At 62.8% G+C, this 26063-nt stretch carries 22 protein-coding genes, 1 tRNA gene and 1 pseudogene; 14 read left to right on the top strand and 10 right to left on the bottom strand.

The annotated features are described in order from the left end of the window. Nucleotides 1-202: 202 nt before the first annotated feature. Nucleotides 203-901 (bottom strand): 50S ribosomal protein L1, encoded by a 699-nt coding sequence (rplA, locus tag EV664_RS07310; RefSeq protein ID WP_133495021.1) that lies wholly within the window; start codon nt 899-901, stop codon nt 203-205. A gap of 4 nt (nt 902-905) precedes the next feature. After that, a complete protein-coding gene (rplK, locus tag EV664_RS07305; protein WP_133495020.1) occupies nt 906-1337 on the bottom strand; it encodes a 50S ribosomal protein L11 in 432 nt (143 codons plus the stop codon). A 244-nt stretch (nt 1338-1581) separates the two neighbouring features. Between rplK and EV664_RS07300 the strand changes: the two genes are divergently transcribed. The 4 genes from EV664_RS07300 (at nt 1582) to EV664_RS07285 (ending at nt 5970) form a co-directional block, all read left to right on the top strand. Continuing rightward, the gene (locus tag EV664_RS07300; protein ID WP_133495019.1) at nt 1582-2286 is read left to right on the top strand and encodes a response regulator transcription factor; all 705 of its coding nucleotides are present in this window, start codon (nt 1582-1584) and stop codon (nt 2284-2286) included. A 13-nt stretch (nt 2287-2299) separates the two neighbouring features. Further along, entirely contained in the window at nt 2300-3676 is a 1377-nt protein-coding gene (locus tag EV664_RS07295; protein WP_133495018.1) for a sensor histidine kinase, read from the top strand. Nucleotides 3677-3752: 76 nt separating this feature from the next. Then, a complete protein-coding gene (locus tag EV664_RS07290; RefSeq protein ID WP_133495017.1) occupies nt 3753-4436 on the top strand; it encodes a carbonic anhydrase in 684 nt (227 codons plus the stop codon). Between the two features lies 1 nt (nt 4437). Continuing rightward, complete coding sequence (locus EV664_RS07285; RefSeq protein WP_133495016.1) at nt 4438-5970, top strand: SulP family inorganic anion transporter; 1533 nt, start codon at nt 4438-4440, stop codon at nt 5968-5970. A gap of 1046 nt (nt 5971-7016) precedes the next feature. Here the strand turns inward: EV664_RS07285 and nusG are convergent. The 5 genes from nusG to EV664_RS07260 form a co-directional block, all read right to left on the bottom strand. After that, nucleotides 7017-7553 (bottom strand): transcription termination/antitermination protein NusG, encoded by a 537-nt coding sequence (gene nusG / locus EV664_RS07280; RefSeq protein ID WP_133495015.1) that lies wholly within the window; start codon nt 7551-7553, stop codon nt 7017-7019. A 7-nt stretch (nt 7554-7560) separates the two neighbouring features. After that, nucleotides 7561-7761, bottom strand: coding sequence for a preprotein translocase subunit SecE (gene secE, locus EV664_RS07275; protein WP_133495014.1), 201 nt, complete (start codon nt 7759-7761; stop codon nt 7561-7563). Nucleotides 7762-8007: 246 nt separating this feature from the next. After that, nucleotides 8008-8083 (bottom strand) — tRNA-Trp (locus EV664_RS07270). 45 nt (nt 8084-8128) lie between these two features. Beyond that, nucleotides 8129-10357, bottom strand: coding sequence for a putative bifunctional diguanylate cyclase/phosphodiesterase (locus EV664_RS07265; protein WP_229668139.1), 2229 nt, complete (start codon nt 10355-10357; stop codon nt 8129-8131). 265 nt (nt 10358-10622) lie between these two features. Continuing rightward, complete coding sequence (locus tag EV664_RS07260) at nt 10623-12371, bottom strand: fatty acyl-AMP ligase (RefSeq protein ID WP_133495078.1); 1749 nt, start codon at nt 12369-12371, stop codon at nt 10623-10625. 141 nt (nt 12372-12512) lie between these two features. On the opposite strand from EV664_RS07260, the gene EV664_RS07255 reads away from it, so the two are divergent. From EV664_RS07255 to EV664_RS19720, 5 genes and pseudogenes are all read left to right on the top strand, one after another. Then, complete coding sequence (locus EV664_RS07255) at nt 12513-13040, top strand: regulatory protein RecX (protein ID WP_133495012.1); 528 nt, start codon at nt 12513-12515, stop codon at nt 13038-13040. 69 nt (nt 13041-13109) lie between these two features. Further along, complete coding sequence (locus tag EV664_RS07250) at nt 13110-13682, top strand: cold-shock protein (protein ID WP_373287496.1); 573 nt, start codon at nt 13110-13112, stop codon at nt 13680-13682. Between the two features lie 5 nt (nt 13683-13687). Further along, nucleotides 13688-14194 (top strand): DUF192 domain-containing protein, encoded by a 507-nt coding sequence (locus EV664_RS07245; protein ID WP_133495011.1) that lies wholly within the window; start codon nt 13688-13690, stop codon nt 14192-14194. Nucleotides 14195-14416: 222 nt separating this feature from the next. Continuing rightward, nucleotides 14417-14809 (top strand): NADH:ubiquinone oxidoreductase subunit NDUFA12, encoded by a 393-nt coding sequence (locus tag EV664_RS07240; RefSeq protein WP_133495010.1) that lies wholly within the window; start codon nt 14417-14419, stop codon nt 14807-14809. After that, a pseudogene (locus EV664_RS19720) lies at nt 14791-15273 on the top strand (DUF2155 domain-containing protein); the annotation flags it as partial. The gene EV664_RS07240 and the pseudogene EV664_RS19720, both read left to right, overlap by 19 nt. A 35-nt stretch (nt 15274-15308) precedes the next feature. Here the strand turns inward: EV664_RS19720 and aat are convergent. The 3 genes from aat to EV664_RS07220 form a co-directional block, all read right to left on the bottom strand. Beyond that, on the bottom strand, nt 15309-16037 hold the full coding sequence (gene aat / locus EV664_RS07230) for a leucyl/phenylalanyl-tRNA--protein transferase (protein ID WP_133495009.1): 729 nt from the start codon (nt 16035-16037) through the stop codon (nt 15309-15311). Continuing rightward, nucleotides 16034-16771 carry a ParA family protein gene (locus EV664_RS07225; protein ID WP_133495008.1) on the bottom strand — a complete coding sequence of 246 codons (738 nt, stop codon included), beginning with the start codon at nt 16769-16771 and terminating at the stop codon, nt 16034-16036. Before EV664_RS07225 ends, aat begins: the two co-directional genes overlap by 4 nt. A gap of 148 nt (nt 16772-16919) precedes the next feature. Next, the gene (locus tag EV664_RS07220; protein WP_133495007.1) at nt 16920-17300 is read right to left on the bottom strand and encodes a hypothetical protein; all 381 of its coding nucleotides are present in this window, start codon (nt 17298-17300) and stop codon (nt 16920-16922) included. Nucleotides 17301-17721: 421 nt separating this feature from the next. Here EV664_RS07220 and EV664_RS07215 point away from each other — a divergent pair, with 421 nt between their 5' ends. From EV664_RS07215 to EV664_RS07195, 5 genes are all read left to right on the top strand, one after another. Continuing rightward, nucleotides 17722-19965 carry an acyl-CoA dehydrogenase gene (locus tag EV664_RS07215; RefSeq protein ID WP_133495006.1) on the top strand — a complete coding sequence of 748 codons (2244 nt, stop codon included), beginning with the start codon at nt 17722-17724 and terminating at the stop codon, nt 19963-19965. Further along, nucleotides 19962-21224, top strand: a complete 1263-nt coding sequence (locus EV664_RS07210; RefSeq protein ID WP_229668140.1) for an acetyl-CoA C-acetyltransferase — start codon at nt 19962-19964, stop codon at nt 21222-21224. The genes EV664_RS07215 and EV664_RS07210 overlap by 4 nt, the downstream gene beginning before the upstream one ends. Continuing rightward, nucleotides 21224-23299 carry a 3-hydroxyacyl-CoA dehydrogenase NAD-binding domain-containing protein gene (locus EV664_RS07205; protein WP_211338475.1) on the top strand — a complete coding sequence of 692 codons (2076 nt, stop codon included), beginning with the start codon at nt 21224-21226 and terminating at the stop codon, nt 23297-23299. Before EV664_RS07210 ends, EV664_RS07205 begins: the two co-directional genes overlap by 1 nt. Next, the gene (locus EV664_RS07200) at nt 23299-25140 is read left to right on the top strand and encodes an acetyl-CoA hydrolase/transferase C-terminal domain-containing protein (RefSeq protein ID WP_162848790.1); all 1842 of its coding nucleotides are present in this window, start codon (nt 23299-23301) and stop codon (nt 25138-25140) included. The genes EV664_RS07205 and EV664_RS07200 overlap by 1 nt, the downstream gene beginning before the upstream one ends. A gap of 75 nt (nt 25141-25215) precedes the next feature. Further along, nucleotides 25216-25929 (top strand): CPBP family intramembrane glutamic endopeptidase, BDIM_20840 family, encoded by a 714-nt coding sequence (locus tag EV664_RS07195; protein WP_133495002.1) that lies wholly within the window; start codon nt 25216-25218, stop codon nt 25927-25929. Nucleotides 25930-26063: the final 134 nt, after the last annotated feature.

Below are 26063 nucleotides of genomic sequence, written 5' to 3'. Positions count from 1 at the left end.
TGTGGCGCTATGGCTGCGCGGAGCGGCTTGATGCAAGGCTGCGGGCGGTGCGGCGCTCCGGGGCGCTACCATAGGTTCGGATCAACCAAAGGTCGGTATAAGCCCCTGCTGCAACAAGGTTGCCGTGCCGCCTTTACGGACGCGATGTAAAAAAAGGCCGGGAATCGCTTCCCGGCCTCCTTTATTTTCGGCTGGTCGCGGATCAGGCGCCGGCGACACCCGTGGTGTCGACCTTCACGCCCGGACCCATCGAGCTGGAAAGCGCGATCTTGCGGACATATTTGCCCTTGGCACCCGACGGTTTCGCCTTGACGACCGCATCGACCAGCGCGTCGAAATTCGCGCGCAGATCTTCGGTCGGGAAGCTCGTCTTGCCGATGCCCGAATGGATGATACCGGCCTTTTCGACGCGATATTCGACCTGGCCGCTCTTGGCGTCCGTAACGGCCTTTTTCACGTCCATGGTGACGGTGCCCAGCTTCGGGTTCGGCATCATGCCCTTCGGACCCAGGATCTTACCCAGACGGCCGACAACGCCCATCATGTCGGGGGTCGCGATGCAGCGGTCGAAGTTGATGTTGCCAGCCTGAACCTGCTCCATCAGATCTTCTGCGCCGACCACGTCTGCGCCTGCTTCCTTGGCTTCTTCCGCCTTCGCACCCTTGGCGAACACGCCGACGCGAACCGTCTTGCCCGTGCCCTTGGGCAGGTTCACGACGCCGCGGACCATCTGGTCTGCGTGACGCGGATCGACGCCCAGGTTCATGGCCAGTTCGACGGTTTCGTCGAACTTCGCATTCGCCTTGCTCTTGATCAGCTCGATCGCTTCATCGATGCCGTACAGCTTGTTGGCGTCAACGGCTTCGGCCAGTGCCTTCTGCTTCTTGGTCTGCTTCGCCATGGGTTCAGCCCTCCACCACTTCGAGGCCCATCGCGCGGGCGGAGCCTTCGATGATCTTCGTCGCCGCTTCGATATCGTTGGCGTTCAGATCCTTCATCTTCGTCTCGGCGATCTCGGCCAGCTTCGAGCGCTGAATCTTGCCGATGATGTTCTTGCCCGGTTCCTTCGAACCCGACTTGATGTTCGCCGCCTTCTTGATGAGGAAGGTCGCCGGGGGCGTCTTCGTCACAAAGGTGAAGCTGCGATCCGCATAGACGGTGATGATCGTCGGGATCGGCATGCCCTTTTCCATGTCGCCGGTGGCGGCATTGAAGGCCTTGCAGAATTCCATGATGTTCACGCCGCGCTGACCCAGAGCAGGGCCGATCGGGGGCGACGGGTTTGCGGCGCCGGCAGGCACCTGAAGTTTGATATAGCCGGTAATTTTCTTGGCCATATGTCCTCACTCTGTTGCTGGGCGAGGGGGCAGGCCCCGGTTCGCCCGGTTCAAGTTTAGCGGTTCGGACGGACCTTTTATGGTCCTCCCGCGCGATTTCCCAACGCATATTGCCGGAAAGCGCGTGCCCTTAGCGCAAGGCGAGAGGAAATGCAATGTGTCGGCCCCGGCAGTATATCGATCCCGCCCGCAGCTGTTCCGGGGGATGGCGCGGCGGCATTTGCTTGGGTAACGCATAGGAACAATGAAGATTCTCATCGTCGAAGATGATTCGCCGCTCCGTCTGCTGATCGCCCGAACGCTGCGCGACCATGGTTTCGAAGCGACCGGGGTCGGCACGGCGGCCGAAATGCAGGCGCTGTTTACCGAAGGCGCGTTCCAGCTCGTCGTGCTCGACATCATGCTGCCGGGCACCAACGGGCTCGATATCTGTCGCTGGCTGCGCGCACGAAGTGCCGTCCCGATCATCATCATCAGCGCACGGGGGCAGGAAACCGACCGTATCGTCGGGCTGGAACTGGGCGCGGACGACTATCTGTCCAAACCGTTCGGCGCGGAAGAGCTGGTCGCGCGGGTGCGCGCCGTGCTTCGCCGCACCAATAATCAGATCGTGCCCCAGCAACCGGCGCGCAATTTGCGCTTCGGCGACTGGCGGGTCGATCTCGACCGGCGCGAGGTATTCGCGCCCGATGGGGAAATGGTGCCGCTGTCGGGGGCGGAATATGAGCTGCTGCTCACGCTCACCGATTCGGCGCAGCGGGTGGTCAGCCGCGACTTCCTGCTCGAACAGTCGCGTGAGCGCTTTTCCGGATCGTCGGACCGCAGCATCGATGTGCTGATCAGCCGCCTGCGCGCGAAGCTGGGCAGCAATGGCGGCGGGCAGGAGGAGCTGATCCGCACCGTGCGCGGCGCCGGCTATATGTTCGTTCCCGCCGTCGAGCGGCAATGACCGGCGCGCCCCGATGATGCGGCTGCGTTTCTGGCCCGGCGGGCTTACCGGGCGGGTGACGCTGGTCCTGCTCGGCGCGATTCTGTTCGCGCTGCTCGGTACGTTCGTGCTGGTGGGGCAGGCCGAACGCGTGCTGCTCCGCTCGACCGAAGCGCATCGCGTCGCCGAACAGCTGGTCGTTGCCGAGCGCGTGCTGTCGCGTACGCCGTCCGCCCGCTGGGCCGAGGTCGCGCCCAGCCTGTCGACGCGGCACGTCGCCTTCGCGATCGCCGACACCCCGCCGCCGGTCGGCAATGCCGGTCCGCTGAGCGAAGCGGCGCGTGACGCGATCGTCGAATGGGAACCCTCGCTTCGTGCCCGCAATCTGCGTGTCGATGTTTCCGGACCTGTCGCGCCGCGCCCCAAAAGGCTGATCGGCGGGCTGGAAACGCGTGGGGGGCGGTGGATCGAGTTTCGCTCGCGCGAACCCGTCAGCGGATGGACGCCGTCGCGCGACTGGCTGTTTTCACTGCTGTTTCTGATCGGCATCGTGGCGCTGGTATCGGCCTATGTCGTTCGGTCGGTGGCATCGCCGCTGCGCGCTTTGTCCGACGCCGCCAACCGGATCGGCCATTCGCACCGCCATGTGGTGGTGGAGACCGAGGGGCCGGAGGAGCTTCGCCGCCTCGCCCGTGCGTTCAATGAAATGCAGGATCGCATCGCCGAGCTGGTCGAGAGCCGCACCCGATCGCTGCTCGCGGTCAGCCATGATCTGCGCACCCCGCTCGCCCGGATGCGCCTGCGGCTCGACGGGCGCGAACATCCCGGCGACCGTGAGGAGCTGGCGGCGGATGTGGCGGAAATGAGCGCGATGCTCGACACGCTGCTCGATTATCTGGCGGGCGGCGACGGCAGCGAACCTGACCCGGTGGAGCCGGTCGATCTCGCCGCGATGCTGCGCTCGCTGGTCGACAGCATGGCGCTGGGCGATGCGGCGGTGCGGCTCGATGCCCCCGACCGGCTGGAGGCGCGGGTGCGTCCCGTATTGCTTCGTCGCGCGCTGACCAATCTGATCGACAATGCGCTGAAATATGGCGGGGACGCGGAGGTGAGTCTCGCCGCTGAGGGGGAATCCGCCATTATCGCGGTGCGCGATCATGGGCCGGGCATTCCTCAGGATCTGCGCGAAAAAGTGCTCCGTCCTTTTTATCGTGTGGACGAGGCGCGGGCCCGCAATACGCGCGGTTTCGGGCTTGGCCTGTCGGTCGTACAGCGCGCGGTCGAATTGCACGAGGGCACGCTGATGCTCGATGATGCATCGCCGGGACTGGTTGCGACGTTGCGCCTGCCGATCGCCGGTCCGTCGCCCGACGCGGGAAAGCGGCACGGCAATATTTTGATACATATCTGATGCATTGCGGCAATCTCCAGCCGTCATATTCCATTCTGCAAAAGCCCGTTCCGGGCAACAGCGATGGAGTACCGCAATGGATATCATCAACGGCGTGTCCCGCTTTCAAAGTACCGTATTTCCGGGCCAGCAGGACCTGTTCCGTAAGCTCGCGCAGGATGGTCAGCGCCCTCGCACGCTGATGATCAGCTGCGCCGATTCGCGCGTTGTGCCCGAACTGATAACCCAGTCGGCGCCCGGCGAACTGTTCGTTTGCCGCAATGCGGGAAATATTGTTCCGCCCTTCGCGATGAAGAATGGCGGCGTTTCCTCGGCGGTCGAATATGCGGTCGTGGCGCTGGAAGTCAGCGACATCGTCGTGTGCGGCCATTCGGATTGCGGCGCGATGAAGGCGTTCTTCAACCCCGAAGCGCTGGAAACCATGCCCAACGTCAAATCCTGGCTGGCGCATAGCGAGCCGGCCTTTGAAGTGGTCAAGAGCTGCTGCGGCCATATGAACGAGGCGGAGCAGATTCAGGCACTGGTGCTCGAAAATGTTTCGATCCAGCTGCTCCATTTGCAGAACCATCCCTCGGTCGCCGCCCGCATGGCGCAGGGCAAACTCGCGCTGCACGGCTGGTTCTTCGACATCGAATCGGGCGAGATCCGGGCACAGGGTCCGGACGGTGTGTTCCACACCGTGTCGAACGACAAGCCGCTTCCCGTCGCCATTCCGGCATCGCGCCGCGTGGCGCGCTCGCTCGCGGTAGAGGCTGCCTGATATGAACGGCTCCACAAAAAGCGGAAGCAAAGGCGGCTTCGTCCCCGATACGTTCGGGCGCGATTTCGCTGCCTCGTTCGTGGTCTTTCTGGTCGCGATGCCACTCTGCCTCGGCATTGCCATCGCATCGGGCGTGCCGCCGGCACTCGGCCTTGTCACCGGCATTATCGGCGGCATCGTCGTCGGTTCGTTCGCCGGTGCCCCGCTACAGGTCAGCGGCCCGGCGGCGGGCCTTGCCGTGCTGGTATTCGATCTGGTGCAAAAGCACGGCCTTGCCGCGCTCGGTCCGGTGGTACTGCTCGCCGGTGTCATCCAGTTTGCCGGCGGCCTGCTGAAGCTCGGTCGCTATTTCCGGGGCGTGTCGCCCGCGGTGGTGCACGGCATGCTGGCAGGGATCGGCGCGGTGATCCTGCTGCAACAGATCCATGTGCTGATCGATGACAGCCCGCGCAGCGATGGCATTGCCAATATGGCCGCCATTCCGGGCGCGTTTCTGGGGCTGGACGATAATGGCCTTCAGGCGCTGCTGGTCGGTGTCGTGACCATCGGCGCGATGCTCGCCTGGGAAAAGTTCAAACCCGGTGCGCTTCGCCTGCTCCCCGGCGCGCTGATCGGCGTGGTTGCGGGTACGGTGGTCGCGGTGATCGGCAGCCTCTCGATCCAGCGCATTTCGGTGCCGAGCAATCTTGCCGCCGAAGTGACGTTGCCCACCGCGGAAAGCATGTCGATGCTCACCGATCCGTCGATGATCGGTCTGGCCTTTGCCTTTGCCTTCATCGCCAGTGCGGAAACGCTGCTTTCGGCCGCGGCGGTCGACAAGATGCAGGACCGCGTCCAGTCGAAATTCGACAAGGAACTGAGCGCGCAGGGCGTCGGCAACTTCCTGTGCGGTCTGGTCGGCGCGCTGCCGATGACCGGCGTGATCGTGCGCAGCTCCGCCAATGTGCAGGCGGGCGCGATGACGCGTGCATCGGCGATCATGCACGGCATCTGGATCCTCGGTTTCGTCTCGCTGCTGCCCTTCGTCCTGTCGCTGGTGCCCACGGCATCGCTGGCCGGTGTGCTGGTCGTGGTCGGTGCCAAGCTGATCAAGGTGCAGGACGTCCAAAAGCTGTTCCACCGCTATGGTCCGTTCCCGGCATTGATCTGGGCGGTAACCTTCGTGCTGGTCGTCACCACCGATCTGCTCACCGGCGTGATCGTCGGCCTTGCGCTCACCGCGCTTGAGCTGCTGCCGCAGGTGCGCGGCATGCGCCTCAATGTCGAGGAGCAGAAGCATGCCGAGGACCATCACGAAGTCGTGCTGGAGGGCAAGGCGACGGCAATCGCGATCCGCAAGGTTGCGGGGCTGCTCGACCGGCTGCCCAACCATGGCCGGCTGCGCATCGACCTGAGGGGGCTGCATTATGCTGATCATACGGTCAGCGAACTGATGGCCGATGCGATCAAGCGCCGCCGCGATCGCGGGGTCGAGGTGGAGGTGGAGCATTCCGATGCCCCGCATCATCGCAAGCTCGCCTCGGCGATGGCGTAATCACAGAGATAAGGCATCCGGGCATGGCCCGGGTGCCGGAGAGGTCCCTGCGAACCAGCAGGATCGGGCGCAATGCCTGCCCGTTCCCATGACGGTTTGCAAACTGACCCGGTGTGCTTCCCCCCGGCGCACCGGGTCTTTTTTATGGGCGGTGTCGTTGATCAGGGGAATGGGTGCCGGGCGGCTGGTCCACCTTTTCAGCGCCACTGCGGTCGGCTTCGAGCGAAGGCTTTGCCGAGCGTCGTTAGGGTATCGAGAAGCCTTTTGCCCGGGCCACGCGCGGTATACCAAGCTGCAATGAGCCGGACTCACTGCAAGGTCGTCATCGCGAGGAGCGCAGCGACGCGGCGATCCAGCGATGTGCGCGCCGCTTCTCGATCGCCGCGCCTCTTCGAGGCTCGCAACTGCCGCTATGCTCCTCGTAAGGGGGCAGACGATGGCGGCCCCGGCCTTCGCCGGGGCGACGATTGTGGAAATCGCGCATACAAGCCGCTAACCCCCTGGCGGAGGCCGGGGCGATGGGGTGTGACGCTATGGCTGCGCGGAGCGGTGGCGATTGGTGCGGCGTGATGCGAGGCTGCGGGCGGTGTGGCGCTCCGGATCGCTGGACGCTGGTACAATAGGTTCGGATCAACGAAAGGTCGGTATCACCCCGTTCGCGGGCTTTGCATCTGACGCGAATGATGAGGGGCGGTGGATGCCCGAACAGGTCCTGCATGATCGAGAGCGCCAGTCGATTCAGAAGAGACATGCCGCAGCCGTCCGAACGTGTCTCGACTTCGCTCGACACGAACGGGTGGGTTAGGGCGGCGCGCGACGTATATGCCCTAAGGCTGCGCTGAACCCCGCAAGCCCATCGATGGTGGTTCGCGCCACGCCGCAGAGCCGGACCGGTCACACAGCGCGAATATGTCTGGAACGGCGCTCTACGCGATGCCCACCCGGCGCGGTCTCACTTCAAAACAAAAAGCCCGGCGAAGCGGCGAACCGCTTGCCGGGCTTTTTGATATTCAGCAGGATCGCGCATGCGAGCCTGTGTAGGGCAATTACTTGCCGCGTTCGACCTGTTCGAAATCGAGTTCGACCGGGGTGGCGCGACCGAAGATCGACACCGAAACCTTGACCTTCGATTTGTCGAAATCGAGTTCCTCGACCACGCCGTTGAAGCTGGCGAACGGGCCTTCCAGCACCTTGACGCTGTCGCCGATTTCGTAATCGACCTTGACCTGATGCTTGGGCGCGGCTGCCGCCTCCTCCTTGGTGTTGAGGATGCGTGCGGCCTCTGCCTCGGTGATCGCCTGCGGCTTGCCGCTCGATCCGAGGAAGCCCGTCACCTTCGGCGTATTCTTCACCAGGTGATAGATGTCGTCGTTCATGTTCAGCTTGGCGAGAACGTAGCCGGGGAAGAATTTCCGCTCCGACTGTACCTTCTTGCCGCGGCGAACCTCGGTCACGGTTTCGGTCGGAACCTCGACCTGATCGACTCCGGCCTCCAGGCCAAGCCGCTCGGCTTCGGACAGGATTGCCTCGCGAACCTTGTTCTCAAAACCCGAATAGGCGTGAATGATGTACCAGCGCGCCATGAATCTCTTACTTCTGTGCCAGGGAGAGGAGGAAGGAGACGATCTGGTCGAAGACCGAATCGACGCCCAGGAAGAAGAGGCCGAGAACCGTCGTCATGATGACGACCATGACCGCGGTCATGACCGTTTCGCGACGGGTGGGCCAGGTTACTTTCGCGGTTTCCGCTTTTACCTGCCGCATGAATTCGACCGGGGACGTCTTCGCCACTTCGCTTCACTCACTGACTGTTCAACCAAAAATCCGGTCCGCGGGGCACAGGTCCGCGGCCCGGCTCTTTTGCAAGAGACCGGTGCCGGGCCATCCACGCTGTCGGATTAGATTAACGCATCTAACGCCTTGCCGGGGTAAGGGCAAGGGGGCGCCAGTCATACTGGCACGTCATCGTCATTCCGGATGTTCAGGATATTGCGAGCAACGCAAAATACCGCACTGTTCCGCCCGATAGGCCGAAAGTGGCAGGAGTGGAGGGACTCGAACCCCCGGCCCTCGGTTTTGGAGACCGATGCTCTACCAACTGAGCTACACTCCTGTGCGGCCCCGGCCTGTAGCCGCAAGTGACACGCTCGACAAGGGGTCAGGCGACGGCGATCGAAAAAGCCGTGTTGTTTATCAGGTTGCGCGCTTCGTCCGCCGGCATGGGGCGTGCGAAATAATTGCCCTGAACGTGCGAGCAGCCGAAATCCTGCACCGTGCGATGCTCCTCCGCGCTCTCAACGCCTTCCGCGATCGTCCCCATGCCAAGGCTTTCGGCAAGCGTGACCACCGCGCGCAGGATCGCGACCGATTCGAGCTTGCCCGTGGCGGCGCTGCGCACGAAGCTGCGATCGATCTTGATCGCGGCAAAGCGGATTCGCGAAAGATAGCCGAGCGCCGAATAGCCGGTTCCGAAATCGTCCATGCTCAGCCGGACCCCGAGCGCGACCAGTTTTTCCAGCGATGTGATCGCATTGCTTCCCTCGTCCAGAAATACGCTTTCAGTCACCTCCAGCTCGAGCCGGTGCGCGGCAAGGCCGCTTTCCTCCAGCGCATCGGCAACGCTCTGAACGAATCCGGGGCTGTGCAGCTGCTCGGCCGAGATATTGACGGCGATCCGATACGCTTCCGGCCAGGTCGCGGCTTCGCGACAGGCAGTGCGCAGCACCCAGGCCCCGATCGGGGTGATCAGCCGTGTTTCTTCGGCCAGCCGGATGAATTTGGCTGGCTCGACATCGCCATAGCCCGGGTGCGTCCAGCGCAGCAGCGCTTCGAAACCGACCAGCCGGCCTGTCCTTGCATCGACCACCGGCTGGTAATGAATATGGAACTGATCGCTGTCGATCGCGCTGCGCAGCGCAATTTCCAGCACGCGGCGTTCCTCCGCCTGCACATGGAGCTTCGGATCGTAATAATGGGCTGATCCGCCGCCATCATCCTTTGACTGATACAAAGCGAGGTCGGCCGATCGCACCAGCATTTCGGCGGTGCGCCCGTCGCGCGGCCCGATTGCGACACCCACGCTGGCACCGATATACAGGGTGTGCTGATCGACTTCATAGGGCTGTGAAAGCGTGTCGATGATCTTCAGCGCCAGTTGCTCGACATGAACCGAATCATTGGCGTTGCGAATGACCACGGCGAATTCGTCCCCGCCCAGTCGCCCGATCATCTCATTCCCGCTGACCAGCCCGCTCAGTCGTTCCGACACGCGGCGCAGCAGGCGGTCGCCAACAGGATGGCCCAGCGTATCATTCACCGATTTGAACCGGTCGAGATCGATCATCATGAACGCGCAGCGATGCTGCTGATGCTGGGCGCCCTGCATCGCATCGGCCAGCGTTTCGTTGATCAGCAGCCGGTTGGGCAGGCCGGTGAGCGCGTCGTGGCGGGCCATGCGATTGATCCGCTCTTCGGATTGGCGCTGTTCGGTTACATCGGACGCGACCCCGCGAAAGCCGCGAAAATTTCCTTTATCGTCATATCGGGGGCTGGCGGCCAGTTCCCACCAATGCTCCGTATCGCCGATCCGTACCGGCAGCACCAGTTCGCGAAAGCTCTCGCGCTGTTTCAGCCTGGCGGCAAGCATGCGCAGCTCGTCGCTGAACGCGCCGCTTTCCCAGCTCGTACCCGCCAATATCTCCAGCAGGGATTTGCCTTCGATCGTTGCAGCATCGCGTTCCAGCGCCTTGGCGAAGCGAGCCCCCGGACGCACGATGCAGCGCTGCGCATCGATTTCCCAAAGCCAGCTCGATTGCGTTTCCTCGAATTCGTACAGAAGCAGGCTGACCGTTTCGTCACTCTGTGCCAGCGCGATTTCCTTACTACGCAGTCGCAAGAGCATCCTGGCGCGCGAAAAGCTGCTCATGAGCAGCACCCCGGTGGTGAGGGCAGTGACACAGCCGGATAGCGGCATGGCGTTCCGGAAAAGCGCCAGGCTCAATGTGCTTCCGACGATGAACAGCCAGCTGAGTGCCGCCGCCGGTGTCGTCGCCATGGCAAAGCTGGTGATGATCATCAGCAATATGATTGCGCTTGCCAGCTCGACCGCCATCATCGGCGAAAGCTGCGGCAGGAATAGCAGCGAGGGCACGGCCCAGACGATCGACATCGTGATGCCGACGCCCAGATTAAGGCGGACCGAATGGATTGCACCGTCACTTTGTTGTGCCGCCATCCGTTGCCGGTTCGCGACCAGCGTTGCCGCCACAACCACCGCAAGCATCCACGTGCCGAGCTGCCAGACCGGTATCTGCATGCCGATAATGATGCCGGTTATCGCAAGGACCGCGACATTGACGACGATCATATATGCCGCGGGGCGGGGCATCGCCCTGATTTGCGCCGCGCGAATCTGCTTCCATTCGGGCGAATCGGCGCCTGGCGATAATGCAAGAAACGCCCAAAGGCCGATTTTCGGCTTCGCGAAACGGGAGGATTTTTGATCGGTCACCCCGTTCGAATATCAGCTTCTGGTTAGCGACTCGTTATGCAGAGGCACGTTCGGCTGACGGGTCGCGCAATGGCCCGGTGCGAAAAAGTACGACCTCTGCCAATATCAAGTCTCAGGGCCTCGCCCCTATGCCGCCGCCCCGTCAGGCGGCGACGTCATAGGGCTTGATCTCGCCGTTGAGATAGAGGTTGCGCGCCTTTGCGCGGCTGAGCTTGCCCGAACTGGTGCGGGGCAGGGTGCGCGGCGGAATCAGTTCGATGACGCAGTTCATGCCGGTTACGGAACGGACGCGTTCGCTGATCTCGCCGCGCAGGCGAAGCCGCTCGCTTTCGTCCGAGGTGCGGCACTGGACCAGCACGGCGGGGGTTTCTTCACCGCCCGGCGTGGTGATCGCGAACGCAGCGATATCGCCCGCCTTGAAACCGGGAAGCTGCTCGACCGCCCATTCAATGTCCTGCGGCCAGTGGTTGCGGCCGTTGACGATGATCATGTCCTTCGCCCGGCCGACAATATAGACATAGCCTTCGGACATATATCCCATATCGCCGGTATCGAGCCAGCCATCGGCCATGCACGCGGCGGTGGATTCGGGATCTCGGAAATAGCCGGTCATCAGGCTGGGGCCTTTGCACCAGACCTTGCCGATCGCCTTTTCAGGCAAAGGCGTGCCGTCCTCCTCGCGGATTACGACGGTCATGTCGCGCACGGGTTTGCCGCAATTGACGATGGCGCGGAACCGCTGAGGACGGTTTGCTTCGCCCGACTGGCCCGAAAGCTGAGTCTCTTCGACCAGTTCCACCTGAATGCCTTCGCCCGGCGGCATGATCGAAACGGCAAGCGTCGCTTCGGCAAGGCCATAGCTTGGCAGGAAGGCGCTCGCCTTGAACCCAGCATCGGCAAAGGCATCGACGAAGCTCTGCATGACGTCGGGGCGGATCATGTCCGCGCCATTGCCCGCCACGCGCCAGCGCGACAGGTCGAACCGGTCGGACGCGCGCGTCTGGCTCGACATGCGCCGCGCGCAGATATCATAGCCGAAGGTCGGCGAATAAGAGAGGGTGGTCCCCGAATTGCGGCTGATCAGGTCGAGCCATGCCAGCGGACGCCGGGCGAAATCCTCGGTCTTCAGATAATCGGTCGAAACCTGATTGGCGATCGGCGACAGAAAGCATCCGACCAGCCCCATATCATGATACCAGGGCAGCCAGGAGACGCAGCGGTCGGTCGGCTCCAGCGCCATGCCATGGCTGTGCGCGGCCAGATTGTTGAGCAGCGCGCCGTGCGTGATCGCGACCCCGTGCGGAAAGCGCGTCGATCCGCTGGAATATTGCAGATAGGCGGTGTCGTCGGTCTTTGCCTGCGGCAGATCGCACGGCGCTGCCTCACGGCCTGAAAATTCCTGCCAGTCCATGCCGGTCACGTCGCATTGCGTCGCTGCTTCGCCCGCCATCGCGGCGAGTTCGGTGGGATAGAAGAGCATCTTCGGATCGCAGCTGCCAAGCTGTACGCGAAGCTGATCGATATAGGATTGCGCGCCGCCGAACGAGGTGGGCAGCGGCAGCGGCACCGGCCACGCGCCGGCATAGACGACGCCGAAGAACAGGCTGGCGAAATCGGGACCGGTTTCGGCGATCAGCGCGATCCGCTCGCCCGGCTTCACCCCCGCCGCGATCAGGCGATACGCCTGAGCCAGCGCATCGTCGCGCAATTCGCGAAACGGATAGGGGCGCGTCAGCGTGCCGCGCGCATCGTGAAAATTCAGGCCGCGCTCGCCCGTGGCAGCGTAATCCAGCGCCTCACCCAGAGTGGCAAAATCGGCGAACCGGCGGGGCAGTGCATCGCCGGTCGGTGTGGGCTGCATATCCCCGGCGGCCGTCTGCCGCTTGTTCATCGGTTCTGCAATCTCACCCGTCATCACAATAATCTCTTGCCCTTCGTTGCGTTGTGCCATGGTTCCTCCCAAACGGGATGGCGCTGAATGCTACGCAGTATCGTTCAAAATCGGATGGCAGTGTGGCATAATCATGGCGCAATGCCTCGCCGCCTCACTCCTCCGCCTCCATTGGACGCTGCCGCGCTCGAACGGCTGGCCCTTCGCTATGTCGAGCGATATGCCACAACCCGCGCGAAACTGGCCGCTTATCTCGCCCGGAAACTGCGTGAGCGGGGTAGCGCGGACGCCATGCCCGATATCGAGGGGCTAGTCGAGCGTTTCGCGAATCTTGGCTATGTCGACGATCGCGCGTTCGGCGAGATGCGCGCGGCGGCGATGGCGCGGCGCGGGCTTGGTGCCCGACGGGTGGGGCAGGCATTGTATCAGGCCGGGATTGACGGCGCCGATGCCGAAGCGCTTGCTCCCGAAATTGCCGAGCGCCGCGTCGACAGCGCGATCGCCTTTGCCCGGCGCAAGCGGATCGGCCCGTTTTCCGCAGTTTTCCAAGAGCGTGAGGTTCGGGAAAAGCATATTGCCGCGATGCTGCGCGCCGGTCATGATTTTGCGATTTCGCGCGCCATTGCCGGTCTGCAACCCGGGGAGGACACGCAATTTCTATATGAATAGATAGATGGTTGTCGTCGTTGCCGCAGCATGTAAGCTTGTGATAAATCTCCGACAGGGGGAGTTAGAAACATGCGTGCTGAAACGACACGTGCGTCGAAAGTCGATATGGACGACGCGCCGGACATGCAGGAAGAGGGGTTGCCGTGCCGGGGCGCGGTGAAATGGTTCGATGTTACGCGCGGCTTCGGCTTCATCGTCTGCGACGATGACGCCGATATCGGCGATATACTTGTGCATTTTTCGATACTTCAGGAACATGGCCGCCGCAGTCTTCCCGAAGGGGCGCGGGTCGAATGTCTGGCGGTGCAGCGCCAGCGCGGGTTTCAGGCCAGCCGGATCCTCAGCATCGATCTGACCGACGCGGTGGAGCCGGTGCGCGACCGGTCGGGCGGCGACCGGATCGACCGGCTGGAACTGATCGCATCGGCCGGGCCGTTCGAACCGGTAACCGTCAAATGGTTCAACCGGCTGAAAGGCTATGGCTTTTTGGTGCGCGGTGAAGATAGCCGCGACATTTTCGTTCATATGGAAACCTTGCGCCGCGCCGGAATCGAGGAAGTCGAGCCCGATCAGCCATTGCGCGCCCGGGTCGTCGCGGGCGATAAGGGGCCGCTCGCGGTGGTTGTTGAAAGAGCGGAATAAGTATCATGCGTACAATCTGGTTGTTCATCGCCGCTTTCGGCGCGGCGCCCCTCAGCCTTGCCGGATGCAGCGGCGGCGAAAGCGCCGCGCTTGCGAACCGGGATAAGGCCGCAGCGGAAAACACGGTCGACCTCTCGATCGTCAGCAATGGCGAAACGCACCGCTTCGTCGTGAAGGTCGCCGGTACGGAGGCCGAGCAGCAAAAGGGGCTGATGTTCCGCACCGATATTCCCGACGATGGCGGCATGTTGTTCGCGCCCTATCCGCCGGGCGGCGGGGCCCCGCGCGTCGCTACCTTCTGGATGAAGAACACGCCGTCGCCGCTCGACATCATCTTCATTCGACCCGACCACACAATCGCGCGGATCGCCGACAATACGGTGCCGTTCAGCGAAACCCCGGTCGATTCGGGCGAACCGGTATCCGCCGTGCTGGAACTGCGCGGGGGTCGTGCGGCCGAACTGGGCATCGATGAGGGCGACAAAGTGAACTGGGACGCGCCCGCGCAATAATGTCAGGGTGCATTGCTCCTCGCGGTCACGACCCGGAGTTCAGACCTGCCAGAGCCTGATATGACGGCATGATGCTGTAAAGCGCCCCGGTTCGCCCGCGCGATTGGCGGACAAACCGATACTGGGTGCCGGGGGGCGCATCACCGGGGCAAGCCTAAAAAGCGGACGCGGGTTGCAAAGGATAGTTGCCGTTCGGCCTGCATCGCGGTAATCGCGCAGGTCATGGGCATCCTTTCAACGATCTTCACCTGGTGGAACGGCGCCACCTTCGGCACTCGTCTCGGCCTGTCGGGCAAGAAGCAGGTCGGCGAAGACGATCTGGGCAACCTGTATTATGAGGGCGGCACCGACATGCACGGTCGTGCGCGCCGTTGGGTCATCTATAACGGTGCGAACGATGCCAGCCGGGTGCCGCCCGAATGGTTCAGCTGGCTGCATCATCAGATCGACGATGTGCCCGATCGCGCGCTGCCGCCGGTCCGTCGCTGGGAAAAGCCGGCGACCGCGAATCTGACCGGTACGGCGCTGGCCTATCGTCCGCCCGGTGCGCTCGATCTTGGCGGAGCGCGGGTCCGCGCGACCGGCGATTATGAGGCATGGACGCCGGACGCGTGAATCGTAAGCGGCTGCTCCTGTGGGGCGGCGGCCTGATCGCCGCCGTGCTGATCGGCATCGGCGTGTGGCAGGGCATTGAGGCCTATCGGCGCAGCCACCGCCCGACCGCTCCTCAGGCTGCTCCCGAAACCGATGAGCTTGCCGTGCTCGACCGGGGCAGCGGCAATTCGGACATCGTCACGGTTCAGGTCGACAGCCTGAACGATCCCAATAAGGGCGCGACGCCGATGAAAGAGCGCGTCGCGACATTAGGCATCCTCAACAAGCGCAATGGCCAGACCCGGGATATCAGGCTGAAGCCCGGGCAATCGGCTCGCCTCGGCGGGCTGACCGTGCGGCTTCGGGCGTGTGAGCGGACCGCTCCCTGGGAGCCCGAAGAGTATACCGGTGCCTTTGTTCAGGTCGATCGCCTGCAGGCGGATCAGAAAAGCTGGAAACGGGTCTTTTCGGGCTGGCTCTATAAGGAACGCCCGGCGCTGAATGTCGTGCAGGACCCGGTTTACGATGTCTGGCCCAAAAGCTGCGAGATGAGCTTTCCGGAGGGTGGCGAGCCGGTTTCGTCCGGTTCTCCGGCAAGCCGCTCCAGCGCGAAGAAATCGGCACCTGCGCAGGGCAGCGAACCGGTCCCCGCCGAAACGCCGTCCCCGACAGCTGCGGAGAGCAATCCGACATAATCGTCGCGCGGGATTTCGATCGCGCCCAGCGAAGCGAGATGATCGGTCTGAAACTGACAGTCGAGCAGCGTGAAGCCGCCCACTTTCAGCCGCGCGACCAGCCATGCTATCGCGACCTTCGACGCATCGCGGGCGCGGCTGACCATGCTTTCGCCGAAAAAGGCGCGGCCCAGCGCAAGGCCGTAGAGGCCGCCGACCAGCTCGCCGTCGAGCCAGCACTCGATCGAATGCGCATAGCCCGCTTCGTGCAGCGTGCCGAACACGTCTTCGATCGCCGGGTTGATCCAGGTATCGGGCCGATCCTCAGCGGATTCGGCGCACAGCGCGATGATATCGGCGAAGGCGGTGTCGGCGGTGACGCGAAACCGGTTCGAATTGATCGTCTTTTTGAGCGAGCGCGACAAATGGAACCCGTCGAGCGGCATGATGCCGCGCAGTTTCGGTTCCACCCAGAAAACATTGGCGGCATCGCGATGATCGGCCATCGGGAATACGCCCATGGCATAAGCTCGCAGCACGAGCTGCGGATCGAGCTGGCTCAAGCGGCCGCTCATTTCCCCCGCCCGGCAAGCCGCGTCTCGATCGCGCGCCAGAGATCGGCAAAAGCCTTGCTGGCCGCGCTGCGCGGCGAATAGCTGCCGAGCGGCGCGCGATGCACGCCCATCGCCTCGATCGCGCTCGCCATGGGAATGACCGGCCATTCGGGATGGCGTTCGATGCTCTCGCGATGCAGCGTGCGGCGACGATCGACCATAGAATGCACCGGCATCAGCGGCGCGCCCTTTTTGCCTAGCTTCGCGATATGCTCCTCCATCTCCTGAAAGGCGCGGATCGATAAAGGGGAGGGGACGACCGGCACGATGATGATATCGGCGGCGCGCATCACCTGTTCGCTGGTTTCGGTAAGGCCGGGCGGGCAATCGAGCACCAGCCGATCATAATCGCCGTCCAGTTCGCCCAGCAATTTGGCCAGCCGCTTCTTCTTGTCCAGTTCGTGAAACACGTGGTCGAGCTGGCGCAGCGACCGATCCGCCCCGATCAGGTCGAGTCCCTCGACATCGCTGTGGCGTACCAGCTTGCGGGCAGCAACATCTTTGGTGAAAATCGCCTGCGCACGATCGCCCTGCTTTTTCCGGGGCGTCAGAATATAGGTCGACGCAGCCTGCGGATCGAGATCCCATAACAGGGTCCGCCGCGCCGAGTTGCGCGCCGCGCACCAGGCCAGATTGACGGCCAGCGTCGTTTTTCCGACACCGCCTTTGAGACTGTAGACGGCGATCGTCGCCACATTCCCTCCTTTGGCTGAATTGCCCGGCAAAACTGGCCTGCGAAGCGGCGCGGTGCAAGGGGAATGCGCAGGAAAAAGGCCGGCGCGAATGGCCGGCCTTTGTCCTGTCAGATAAGAAACCAGCCCCTAAGAACCGGCCCGATCGCGATTAGGTGTGGCAGGTCAGCGACTTACCGTCATGGGTATAGGTGACCTTGTTTTCGTCGCCCGACAATTTGTCTTCACCGCTGGTCCAGGGGCCGCCGGCCGTTTCCGACTTCAGCGTGGTGGCGGTGCCGTCTTCCTTCGTGCGAACATTGACCTGCTTATCGCCGGAGAAGAAGTCGACATAAAGCAGGCTGTTGTCACTGCAACGCAGCGATTTGCTGGCCTTGATCGACGGCGGCAGCTCGACCGCAGGCGCATTGGCAAGCTTCGACGCCATCGGATCGGGCGAGGTGCTGGTCACCTCTTCCGGCTTGTCTTTGTTGCATGCGGCGAGGGGGAGCGCGATGAGCGCGGCGGCGAGGGGGAGGATGCGTTTGATCATAGCGAGGCGCTGCTTTGCGTATGCGAAGGCTCACGTCAAGATGGCAGACAAACAGGCCGGATAGGGCATGTTGCGCCGCGATGGCACATTCCGCTTTGTCTGAACGGGCTTACTGGTGAAGATCGTGCCGTCCGCGACCGATGCCGGACGCGATTTTCATGCCTCTTCGGAACGCTCCGCCATGGCGGGCAAGCGCGGCATCGTACGGCGCCCGAGGTATTTGTCGATTCGCTGCGATGCGGCGCGCTCGCACTGCCGTAACGTTATATGCGGAGATCGGAACAGGGGAGGAACATCGCGCGGCTCCATAGCTGCTGATTTCGCGCGCGGATCAGGGAACCAACGCGCGTGCCGGGTCATTTTAGAAAGCGAAAGCATGGCGGAAACGCGATGCTTTTCACCGTACCCAAGGACAGTGACCATGCTCGACAAGATCCGTATCAACCTGCTTTCAAAGCCGATTTTCAATCTGGCTAAAAATGCACTGCCATCGCTTTCGTCTACGGAACGCGAAGCGATGGAAGCGGGTGACACCTGGTGGGATCGCGAGCTGTTTTCGGGCGCCCCCGACTGGCAGGCGATGCGCGATATGAAGCCTGCCTCGCTCACCGCAGAGGAGCAGGCGTTTATCGACGGCCCGGTTGCCGACCTTTGCGACCGCCTCGACGAATGGAAGATTTCGGCGGAGGATCTCGATCTGCCGCCCGATGTCTGGGACACGCTGAAGCGCGACAAATTCTTCGGGATGATCATTCCCAAGGAATATGGCGGCCTCGGCTTCGGCGCCTACGCGCATAGCGAGGTGGTGAAGCGTATCTCCACCCGCTCGGTCGCTGGCGCCGTAACGGTCATGGTTCCCAACTCGCTCGGGCCTGGCGAATTGCTGCTGCAATTCGGTACGCAGGAGCAGCGCGACCATTGGTTGCCGCGCCTTGCCGATGGCCGCGAAATCCCGTGCTTCGCGCTGACCAGCGATGAAGCCGGCTCGGATGCCTCTTCGATGGTCGATCATGGCGTCGTCTGCAAACAGACGGTCGATGGCAAGGAGGTGCTGGGGATGCGCATCACCTTCTCCAAACGCTATATCACGCTCGCGCCGATCGCGACGGTGCTCGGCCTTGCCTTCAAACTGTCCGACCCCGATCATCTCCTGGGCGATAAGGAAGAGCTTGGCATTACGGTTGCGCTCGTCCCCACGGATACGCCCGGCGTCGAACATGGCCGCCGCCACCTGCCGAGTTTTCAGGCGTTTCAGAACGGCCCCGTCCGCGGCAAGGATGTGTTCGTGCCGCTCGACGCGATCATCGGCGGGCAGGAGCAGATCGGTCAGGGCTGGAAGATGCTGATGGCCGCGCTTGCCGCTGGTCGCGGCATATCGCTTCCGACACAGGCAACTGCGGCCGCCGTGCTCGCCGCGCGCACCACCGGCGCCTATGCCCGTATTCGCGAACAGTTCGGTATCCCGGTCGGCAAGTTCGAAGGCGTGAAGGAACGGCTGGGCCGCATCGCCGGGCTTGCTTATCAGCTTGAGGCGGCGCGTCGCTTCACCTGCGCCGGGATCGATCAGGGGCATCACCCCGCAATTGTCTCCGCCATCATGAAATATCACGCCACCACGCGGATGCGTCAGGTCGTTGACGATGCGATGGACGTGCATGGCGGCAAGGCGATTATCGACGGTCCGCTCAACTATCTCGGCAATGTCTATCGCTCGGTGCCGGTGGGCATCACGGTGGAAGGCGCAAATATCGTGACGCGCAGCCTGATCATTTTCGGTCAGGGCGCGACCCGCGACCATCCTTATCTGCTTGATGAGATGGAAGCGCTGGGCACCGAAGGCGAGGGCGCGATCGAGAAGTTCGATGACACGGTGTGGGGCCATGCCGGGCATATCTTCAAAAATCTCGGCACGTCGCTCGCGGCGTCGTGGTCGGGCGGTGCCGTTGCCAGCGCGCCCGATGCCGGTCCGATCAAGGGCTATTACAAGCAGATGTCGCGCTATGCCGCTGCGCTCGCCACGGCGGCGGAGGTCGCGCTGATCTCGCTCGGCGGCACGCTGAAGCGCAAGGAATCGATTTCCGCGCGCTATGGCGACATTCTGTCCGAACTGTACCTGTTGAGCGCAGTGCTCAAGCGCTGGGAAGACGAAGGCTGTCTCGAAGAGGATCTGCCGCTGGTCGAATGGAATTGCGCCACCGGCTTTGCCCGGATCGAGGAGCGGTTCGACGCCATCTTCGTCAATTTCCCGCTGCCGGTGCTCGACAAGATCATGCGTCTCGTCAGCCTGCCGTTCCGCAGCCATCCGCGCGGGGCCAGCGACGATACCATCTTCGCCTGTGCCGATATGCTGATGAAGCGCGGGCCGCAGCGTGACCGCATCGCCTGCGGCGTGCATATCGGCCCCGAACATCAGCCTGTGGCGCAACTCGAACATGCGATGGAGCTGGTCGAACGTACCCAGATCTTACGTGACCGGTTGCGCAAACAGGGCGAAGACGCATTGAACGATGCAGAGCGTGCGGCCGTTGCCGAAACGCGTGAAGCCGTGGCGCGCGTCGTCGCCACCGATGATTTCGATCCGGCAGAGCTTACCGGCCTCGCCAAGAAGAAGGAGCAGGGACCATCACCCGAACAGCCAGATCTGAAGCTCGTCCAGTCTATGTGATCGACGGCAGTCGCACGCCGTTTATCAAGGCGCGCGGCAAGCCCGGTCCGTTCAGCCCTGCGGATCTGGCCGTACAATGCGGCCGTCCGCTGCTGATGCGACAGCGTTTTTCGCCTACCGCCTTTGATCAGGTGATTTTAGGCTGTGCCAACCAGATTGCGGGCGAAATGAACGTCGCCCGCGTCGCGGCGCTGCGGCTCGGCTGCGGCGACGAAATGCCGGCATGGACCGTCCACCGCAATTGCGGGTCGGGGATGCAGTCGCTCGACGATGCGTTCCGCAACATCGCACATGGCGATATCGACCTTGTCCTCGCGGGCGGCACCGAGGCGCTCAGCCGCGCACCGCTGATCCTGTCGGACAAGGCGGCTGGCTGGCTCGGCAAATTCCAGTCGGCAAAGACAACGGGGCAGCAGCTTGCCGCGCTTCGTGCCTTCGACTTTTCCTATCTCAACCCCGAAATCGGCCTGAAACAGGGGCTTACCGATCCGGTCACCGGGCTGATGATGGGTCAGACGGCGGAAGTCGTCGCGCATCGCTTCGGCATCAGCCGCTGGCAGATGGATAATTATGCGATGGAAAGCCATCATCGCCTCGCCCGTGCGCAGAAAGAGGGCTGGCTCGATGACGAGGTCGAACTGATGTTCGCCCCCGACGGCACCGTCTATGACCATGACGACGGCGTCCGCCCCGACAGCAGCATCGAATCGCTCGCCAAGCTGAAGCCGGTCTTCGAAAAATATGGCGATGTGACTGCGGGCAATTCCAGTCAGGTCACCGACGGTGCCTGCTGGATGATCCTCGCCTCCGAAGAGGCGGTGAAAGAGCATAAGCTGGAGCCGATTGCGAAGATCGTCGACAGCGAATGGGCAGCGCTCGCGCCAGATATCATGGGTCTCGGCCCGGTGATGAGCTCGACCCCGCTGATGCAGCGCGCCGGACTGACGCTGTCGGATATCGACACCTGGGAACTGAACGAAGCCTTTGCTGCGCAGGTGCTCGGTTGTCTCGCCGCATGGGAAGACGCGCAATTCTGCCGCGAGGTGCTGGGCCTTGAAGGTGCGGCTGGCAGGATCGACCGCGACAAGCTGAATGTCGATGGCGGGGCGATCAGCCTTGGCCATCCGGTCGGCACCAGCGGCACCCGGATCGTGCTTCACCTTATCAACGCTATGCGCCGCACCGGCGGCAAAAAGGGGATCGCCACCGAATGTGTCGGCGGCGGTCAGGGCGGATCAATGCTGGTGGAGGCGCTGTAATGACCAAAAGTGCGAAAGAATTTCTCAGTCCCACGCCGCTCACCGGCACCACCGGCATTCGCGGCACCCATTGGATCAAGCATGAGGACGGCAAGCGGCTCTGGCTCGTTCTCGATCGTCAGGATGTGGCGGTCAATACCTTCAACGAGCCGGTTTTCCGCGAACTCGACGCACTGCTCGACGAGGTTGAGGGCGGCGGCTGGGAAGCGGTGATCTTCCGTTCGGCGAAGCAATCGGGCTTTGCGGCGGGCGCCGACCTCAACCAGTTCAAAGGGTTGAAGGGCAATGATGAGATCAAGGCGAAGATCGAAGAGGCCAATGCAGTCGTCGATCGCGTTGCTGCGCTCGACATCCCGACCGTCTGTGTCGCGCATGGCATCTGCGTCGGCGGCGGGCTGGAACTCGCGCTTGCCTGCGACTTCATTGTCGCCCGCGAAGATGCAAGCTTCGGCTTTCCCGAAGTGCTGGTCGGCCTGCATCCCGGGCTTGGCGGCACTGCCCGCCTGACCCATCGCATCGCCCCTGTCGAGGCGATGAAGATGATGCTGACCGGCAAGACCAAAAAGGCGAAAAAGGCAAAGCGTCTCGGCATCGTCGATCTGGTGGTTCCCGAACGCGATATCTCCAACGCGGTAAATGCCGTGCTCACCGGCAAGGTGGAGCGCAAATCGCCCGGCGCGATGGCTGGCGCGATGAATTTCTATCCCGCCCGCGTCGCGATCGCGCGTCAGATGCGCGCCGAGACCGAGAAGCAGGCGCCCAGCGAACATTATGACAGCCCCTATGCACTGATCGACCTGTGGGAAGATCATGGCGGATCGCTCGACGATATGCTTGCAGCGGAGCGCGAGAGCTTCGCCAATCTGCTCCCCACCGAAACCACGCAAAACCTGATCCGCGTCTTCTTCCTTCGCGAACGGCTAAAGGCGAATGGCAAGGGCAAGTCCGGCGTCGAACATCTTCATGTCGTCGGCGCTGGCACGATGGGCGCGGAAATCGGCGCATGGGCAGCGCTTCAGGGCATGACCGTCACCATCGCCGATCCCAGCCGTGAGGCTTTGGGCAAGGCGATGAAATCGGCAAGCAAGCTGTTCGAGCGCAAGCTGGATGGCCCCGAACTGCTCGCCGCGCGCGACCGCTTCATCCCCGATCCTAAGGGCGATGGTGTGGTCAGCGCCGACCTCATCATCGAAGCCGCCCCCGAACGCGTCGACCTGAAGCACAAAATCTATGCCGGACTTGAAGCGAAGATGAAGCCGGATGCAGTGCTCGCCACCAACACGTCCAGCCTCGACCTCAACGAACTGGCAAAGGGGCTGAAAAATCCCGAACGGTTCGTCGGCATCCACTTCTTCAACCCCGTCTCGCGGCTCGAACTGGTCGAGGTGGTGAAGCAGGATAAATCGAGCGACGCTGCGTATGAGACAGCGCTGAAATTCGTCGGCGATATTTCGCGCCAGCCGCTGCCGGTAAAGGCTTCGCCCGGCTTCCTCGTCAACCGCGCGCTGATGCCGTATCTCGGCGAAGCGCTGCTGATGATCGATGAGGGCGAGCAGCAGGAGCGGATCGACGCCGCGGCGGAAGATTTCGGCATGCCCATGGGGCCGGTCGAACTCGCCGATCAGGTCGGGCTCGACATCTGCCTTGCCGTTGCTGAATCGCTGGCGCGCGATCTCGACCGGCCGATGCCCGAAATCCCGCAATGGCTGCGCGACAAGGTTGCAGCGGGTGAGCTGGGTCGCAAGACGGGCAAGGGGCTGTATGACTATGGTTGGGACGGAAAACCCAAAAAGGACAAGGTTAAGCAAGCGCCCACCGAGGCGATGCGCGACCGGCTGGTCCTGCCGCTGCTCGACGCGGTTGCGCGCTGCATCGATGGCGGGATCGTCGCCGATGCCGACAGCGCCGACGCCGCGATGATCTTCGGCACCGGCTTTGCGCCGTTCCGGGGCGGGCCGATCCATTATGCGCGTTCGCGCGGCTTTACCGATGTGCGGCAGACGCTGGCCGCGCTTGCCGACGAATATGGCGAGCGCTTCGAACCCAGCGCATGGTGGAGGAAAGCCGAAGGCTGATGGAGCGCTTCGCCGACGCCGACATATTGGCAGGCTGGATCTTGGAACGGCTCGGGCGCGACGTCCGGGCCGGTCTCCCGCTGGGCATCGGCAAGGCGACGCATATCGCCAATGCTCTGTTTCAACGCGCGCGCCACGATAAGGCGCTCAGCCTCGACATCCTCACCGCGCTGACGCTCGAACGCCCGCGTGCGAGCGCGGAGCTTGAGGCGCGGCTGATGGACCCGTTCGCCGAGCGCCATTTCCATGGCTATGTCGAACTGGATTATGCCGAAGCGCTGCGCGACGGCAGCCTGCCCGACAATGTCCATGTCGCCGAATTCTTCTTCAATTCGGGGGCGTGGATGGGCAATGCTGCGATGCAGCAGGCCTATATCAGCGTGAACTATTCCGCAGCCGCGCCCGATGCGCTGCTGACCCGTCCGATCAACCTGCTGGCGCAGCTGATCGCGGTCGATGAAAGCGGGCCGAAGCCGCGCTACAGCCTTGCCTCGAACACTGACGTCACGCTCGATATATTGCCTGAGCTTGAGGCGATGCGCGCAAAGGGCGAACCCTTTCTGATGGTGGGGCAGGTCAATCGCGACCTCCCCTTCATGCCCGGCACCGCCGAAATCTCCGCCGAGCATTTCGACGCGATCCTCGACGATCCTCGCTGCGAATTCCCCATCTTCGCCGCGCCTCGCCGCCCGGTTTCCACGGCGGAATATGTGGCTGGCCTCCACGCCGCCAGCCTCGTCAAAGACGGCGGTACGCTTCAGATCGGCATCGGCTCGCTCGGCGATGCCGTTACCTATGCGCTGATCCTGCGGCACAAGCATAATACGCTCTTCCGCGAACTGATCGCGCAACTGACCGACGAACCCCGCGAAACCGCCCCGTTCGAGCGCGGCCTGTATGGCGCAAGCGAGATGTTCGTCGACGGCTTTCTCGACCTCTACGACGCGGGCATCCTCAAACGCCGCTCGGCCAGCGGGCATGTCCTGCACGGCGCATTTTTCGTCGGCAGCCGCGATTTCTACGACCGGCTGAAAGCCATGCCCGAAGCGCAGCGCGCCGATTTCGACATGACCGGCGTGTCCTTCACCAACACGCTCTATGGCGACGAAGCGGCAAAGCGCCGCGACCGTGTCGATGCGCGCCTTATCAACAACGCGATGATGGCCGATGTGTTCGGCGCGGTGCAGTCCGACACGCTCGCCGATGGCCGCGTCATCAGCGGGGTAGGGGGCCAGCATGATTTCGTCGAACAGGCGCTTGCCCTGCGCGACGCCAATGCGATCCTTATGGTAAAAGCGACCCGCACCCATGACGGCGAAACGCAATCGAACATCGTGTGGCAACTCGACCGCACCACCATTCCGCGGCACATGCGCGACGTCATCATCACCGAATATGGCGTCGCATGGCTGAAAGGGCAGAGCGATGCCGAATGCATCCGCCGCATGGTCGCCATCGCCGATCATCGCTTTGCGGGCGATCTGCTGAAACAGGCGGGCGCGGCGGAAAAGGTAAAGGATGCGAAGATAGAGGTGGGGCAGAACAACCCCGACCGGCTGGAGGAAATCCTGTCAGGACCGCGCGCGACCGGTTTCTTCCCGCAATTCCCGTTCGGCAGCGACTTCACCGATGCCGAAGCACTCGCCATGACTGCGCTGCTGCATCTGAAGCAATGCGGCAGTTCCAAAAAGGCATTGTCGAGAACCCTGCTCGCCGGAATGGCGGCCCGCCCGGGCCCCGAACAGCGCGCTGCGTTCAACCGGATGAAGCTCGGCCACGGCCCCAAAGACATGTTCTATCGCCGCCTCATGCTGGGCGCATGGAAGCTGGCAAGGGGGTAAGGGTACGCTATTGCGCAATTCCGGCTGTGCCGCTATGCCGTGTTATATCGGTAACACGGTTTGCGGGACATGGTCGTGGATGGCGTCATCGGTATCGGCGGAACGCTGCTTCTCCTGCTCGTGATCGGAAGCTTTTTCGGAGTCACAGATCGCCAGCATTTTGCGCCTCGCTGGCTTTTCGTGGCGATGCTGCTGATCGCGGTCAACGATGCCTGTCTGACCCTGGCCTATGGTGCGATGCCCGATCTGATCGGCGGCGAATGGAACTGGGAAGGCAAATTGCTCGCGCTATGTGCAAGCCTCTTCATCGCCAGCCTGCCGGCATTCGGATGGAAGCGCTCCGGCATCACCCTCGGGCAACAGGCGGGTAGCCTGAAAGCGGCAATACCGGTTGCGCTGCTCTATTGCGGCTTTTTCGTCGCCATCGCGCTGATCTTTCCCGGCGGGAAGAGCAATGGCGAAGAGATCGCTTTTCAGTTGACCATGCCCGGTGTCGAGGAGGAAATCTTCTATCGCGGCATCTTGCTGCTTGCGCTCGATCAGGCCTTTAGCGGCAGAATACGGTTGCTTGGCGTGGATTGGGGCTGGGGCGCGGTGCTATCGTGTATGTTGTTCGGAATGGCGCACGCCTTCGGCTATTCCAAGGGGCACTTCTCGTTCGATGCCATGACGATGGCGCTTACCGCGCTGCCGTCTTTCATCGCGGTCTGGCTGCGCCTGCGGACCGGCAGCGTTGCTCTGCCGATAGTGCTCCACAATGTCGGCAATTCGCTGTCGCTGCTGATTTAACCTCGCTTTCAACGCAGGGTGCGCCAAAGCTAAGGCGTCCGCATCCTGACCGGCTTCCCCATCATCGTCGCTCCGGCGCGGGCCGGGGCCGCAAGATGCTGATGCGCCTCGCTGCGGCGGGGTAGGGTAGGATC

It is taken from the genome of Stakelama pacifica, assembly GCF_004361835.1.
GTDB classification, from domain to species: Bacteria; Pseudomonadota; Alphaproteobacteria; order Sphingomonadales; family Sphingomonadaceae; genus Sphingomonas; species Sphingomonas pacifica.
Note: the sequence above shows the minus strand (reverse complement) of the source record. Positions and strands in the feature narration are given on the sequence as shown.

Coding starts and splice junctions, on each gene's coding strand:
- rplA (WP_133495021.1), bottom strand. CDS start 901: ATGGCGAAGCAGACCAAGAAGCAGAAGGCACTGGCCGAAGCCGTTGAC.
- rplK (WP_133495020.1), bottom strand. CDS start 1,337: ATGGCCAAGAAAATTACCGGCTATATCAAACTTCAGGTGCCTGCCGGC.
- EV664_RS07300 (WP_133495019.1), top strand. CDS start 1,582: ATGAAGATTCTCATCGTCGAAGATGATTCGCCGCTCCGTCTGCTGATC.
- EV664_RS07295 (WP_133495018.1), top strand. CDS start 2,300: ATGATGCGGCTGCGTTTCTGGCCCGGCGGGCTTACCGGGCGGGTGACG.
- EV664_RS07290 (WP_133495017.1), top strand. CDS start 3,753: ATGGATATCATCAACGGCGTGTCCCGCTTTCAAAGTACCGTATTTCCG.
- EV664_RS07285 (WP_133495016.1), top strand. CDS start 4,438: ATGAACGGCTCCACAAAAAGCGGAAGCAAAGGCGGCTTCGTCCCCGAT.
- nusG (WP_133495015.1), bottom strand. CDS start 7,553: ATGGCGCGCTGGTACATCATTCACGCCTATTCGGGTTTTGAGAACAAG.
- EV664_RS07265 (WP_229668139.1), bottom strand. CDS start 10,357: ATGCCCCGCCCCGCGGCATATATGATCGTCGTCAATGTCGCGGTCCTT.
- EV664_RS07260 (WP_133495078.1), bottom strand. CDS start 12,371: ATGAACAAGCGGCAGACGGCCGCCGGGGATATGCAGCCCACACCGACC.
- EV664_RS07255 (WP_133495012.1), top strand. CDS start 12,513: ATGCCTCGCCGCCTCACTCCTCCGCCTCCATTGGACGCTGCCGCGCTC.
- EV664_RS07250 (WP_373287496.1), top strand. CDS start 13,110: ATGCGTGCTGAAACGACACGTGCGTCGAAAGTCGATATGGACGACGCG.
- EV664_RS07245 (WP_133495011.1), top strand. CDS start 13,688: ATGCGTACAATCTGGTTGTTCATCGCCGCTTTCGGCGCGGCGCCCCTC.
- EV664_RS07240 (WP_133495010.1), top strand. CDS start 14,417: ATGGGCATCCTTTCAACGATCTTCACCTGGTGGAACGGCGCCACCTTC.
- aat (WP_133495009.1), bottom strand. CDS start 16,037: ATGAGCGGCCGCTTGAGCCAGCTCGATCCGCAGCTCGTGCTGCGAGCT.
- EV664_RS07220 (WP_133495007.1), bottom strand. CDS start 17,300: ATGATCAAACGCATCCTCCCCCTCGCCGCCGCGCTCATCGCGCTCCCC.
- EV664_RS07215 (WP_133495006.1), top strand. CDS start 17,722: ATGCTCGACAAGATCCGTATCAACCTGCTTTCAAAGCCGATTTTCAAT.
- EV664_RS07205 (WP_211338475.1), top strand. CDS start 21,224: ATGACCAAAAGTGCGAAAGAATTTCTCAGTCCCACGCCGCTCACCGGC.
- EV664_RS07200 (WP_162848790.1), top strand. CDS start 23,299: ATGGAGCGCTTCGCCGACGCCGACATATTGGCAGGCTGGATCTTGGAA.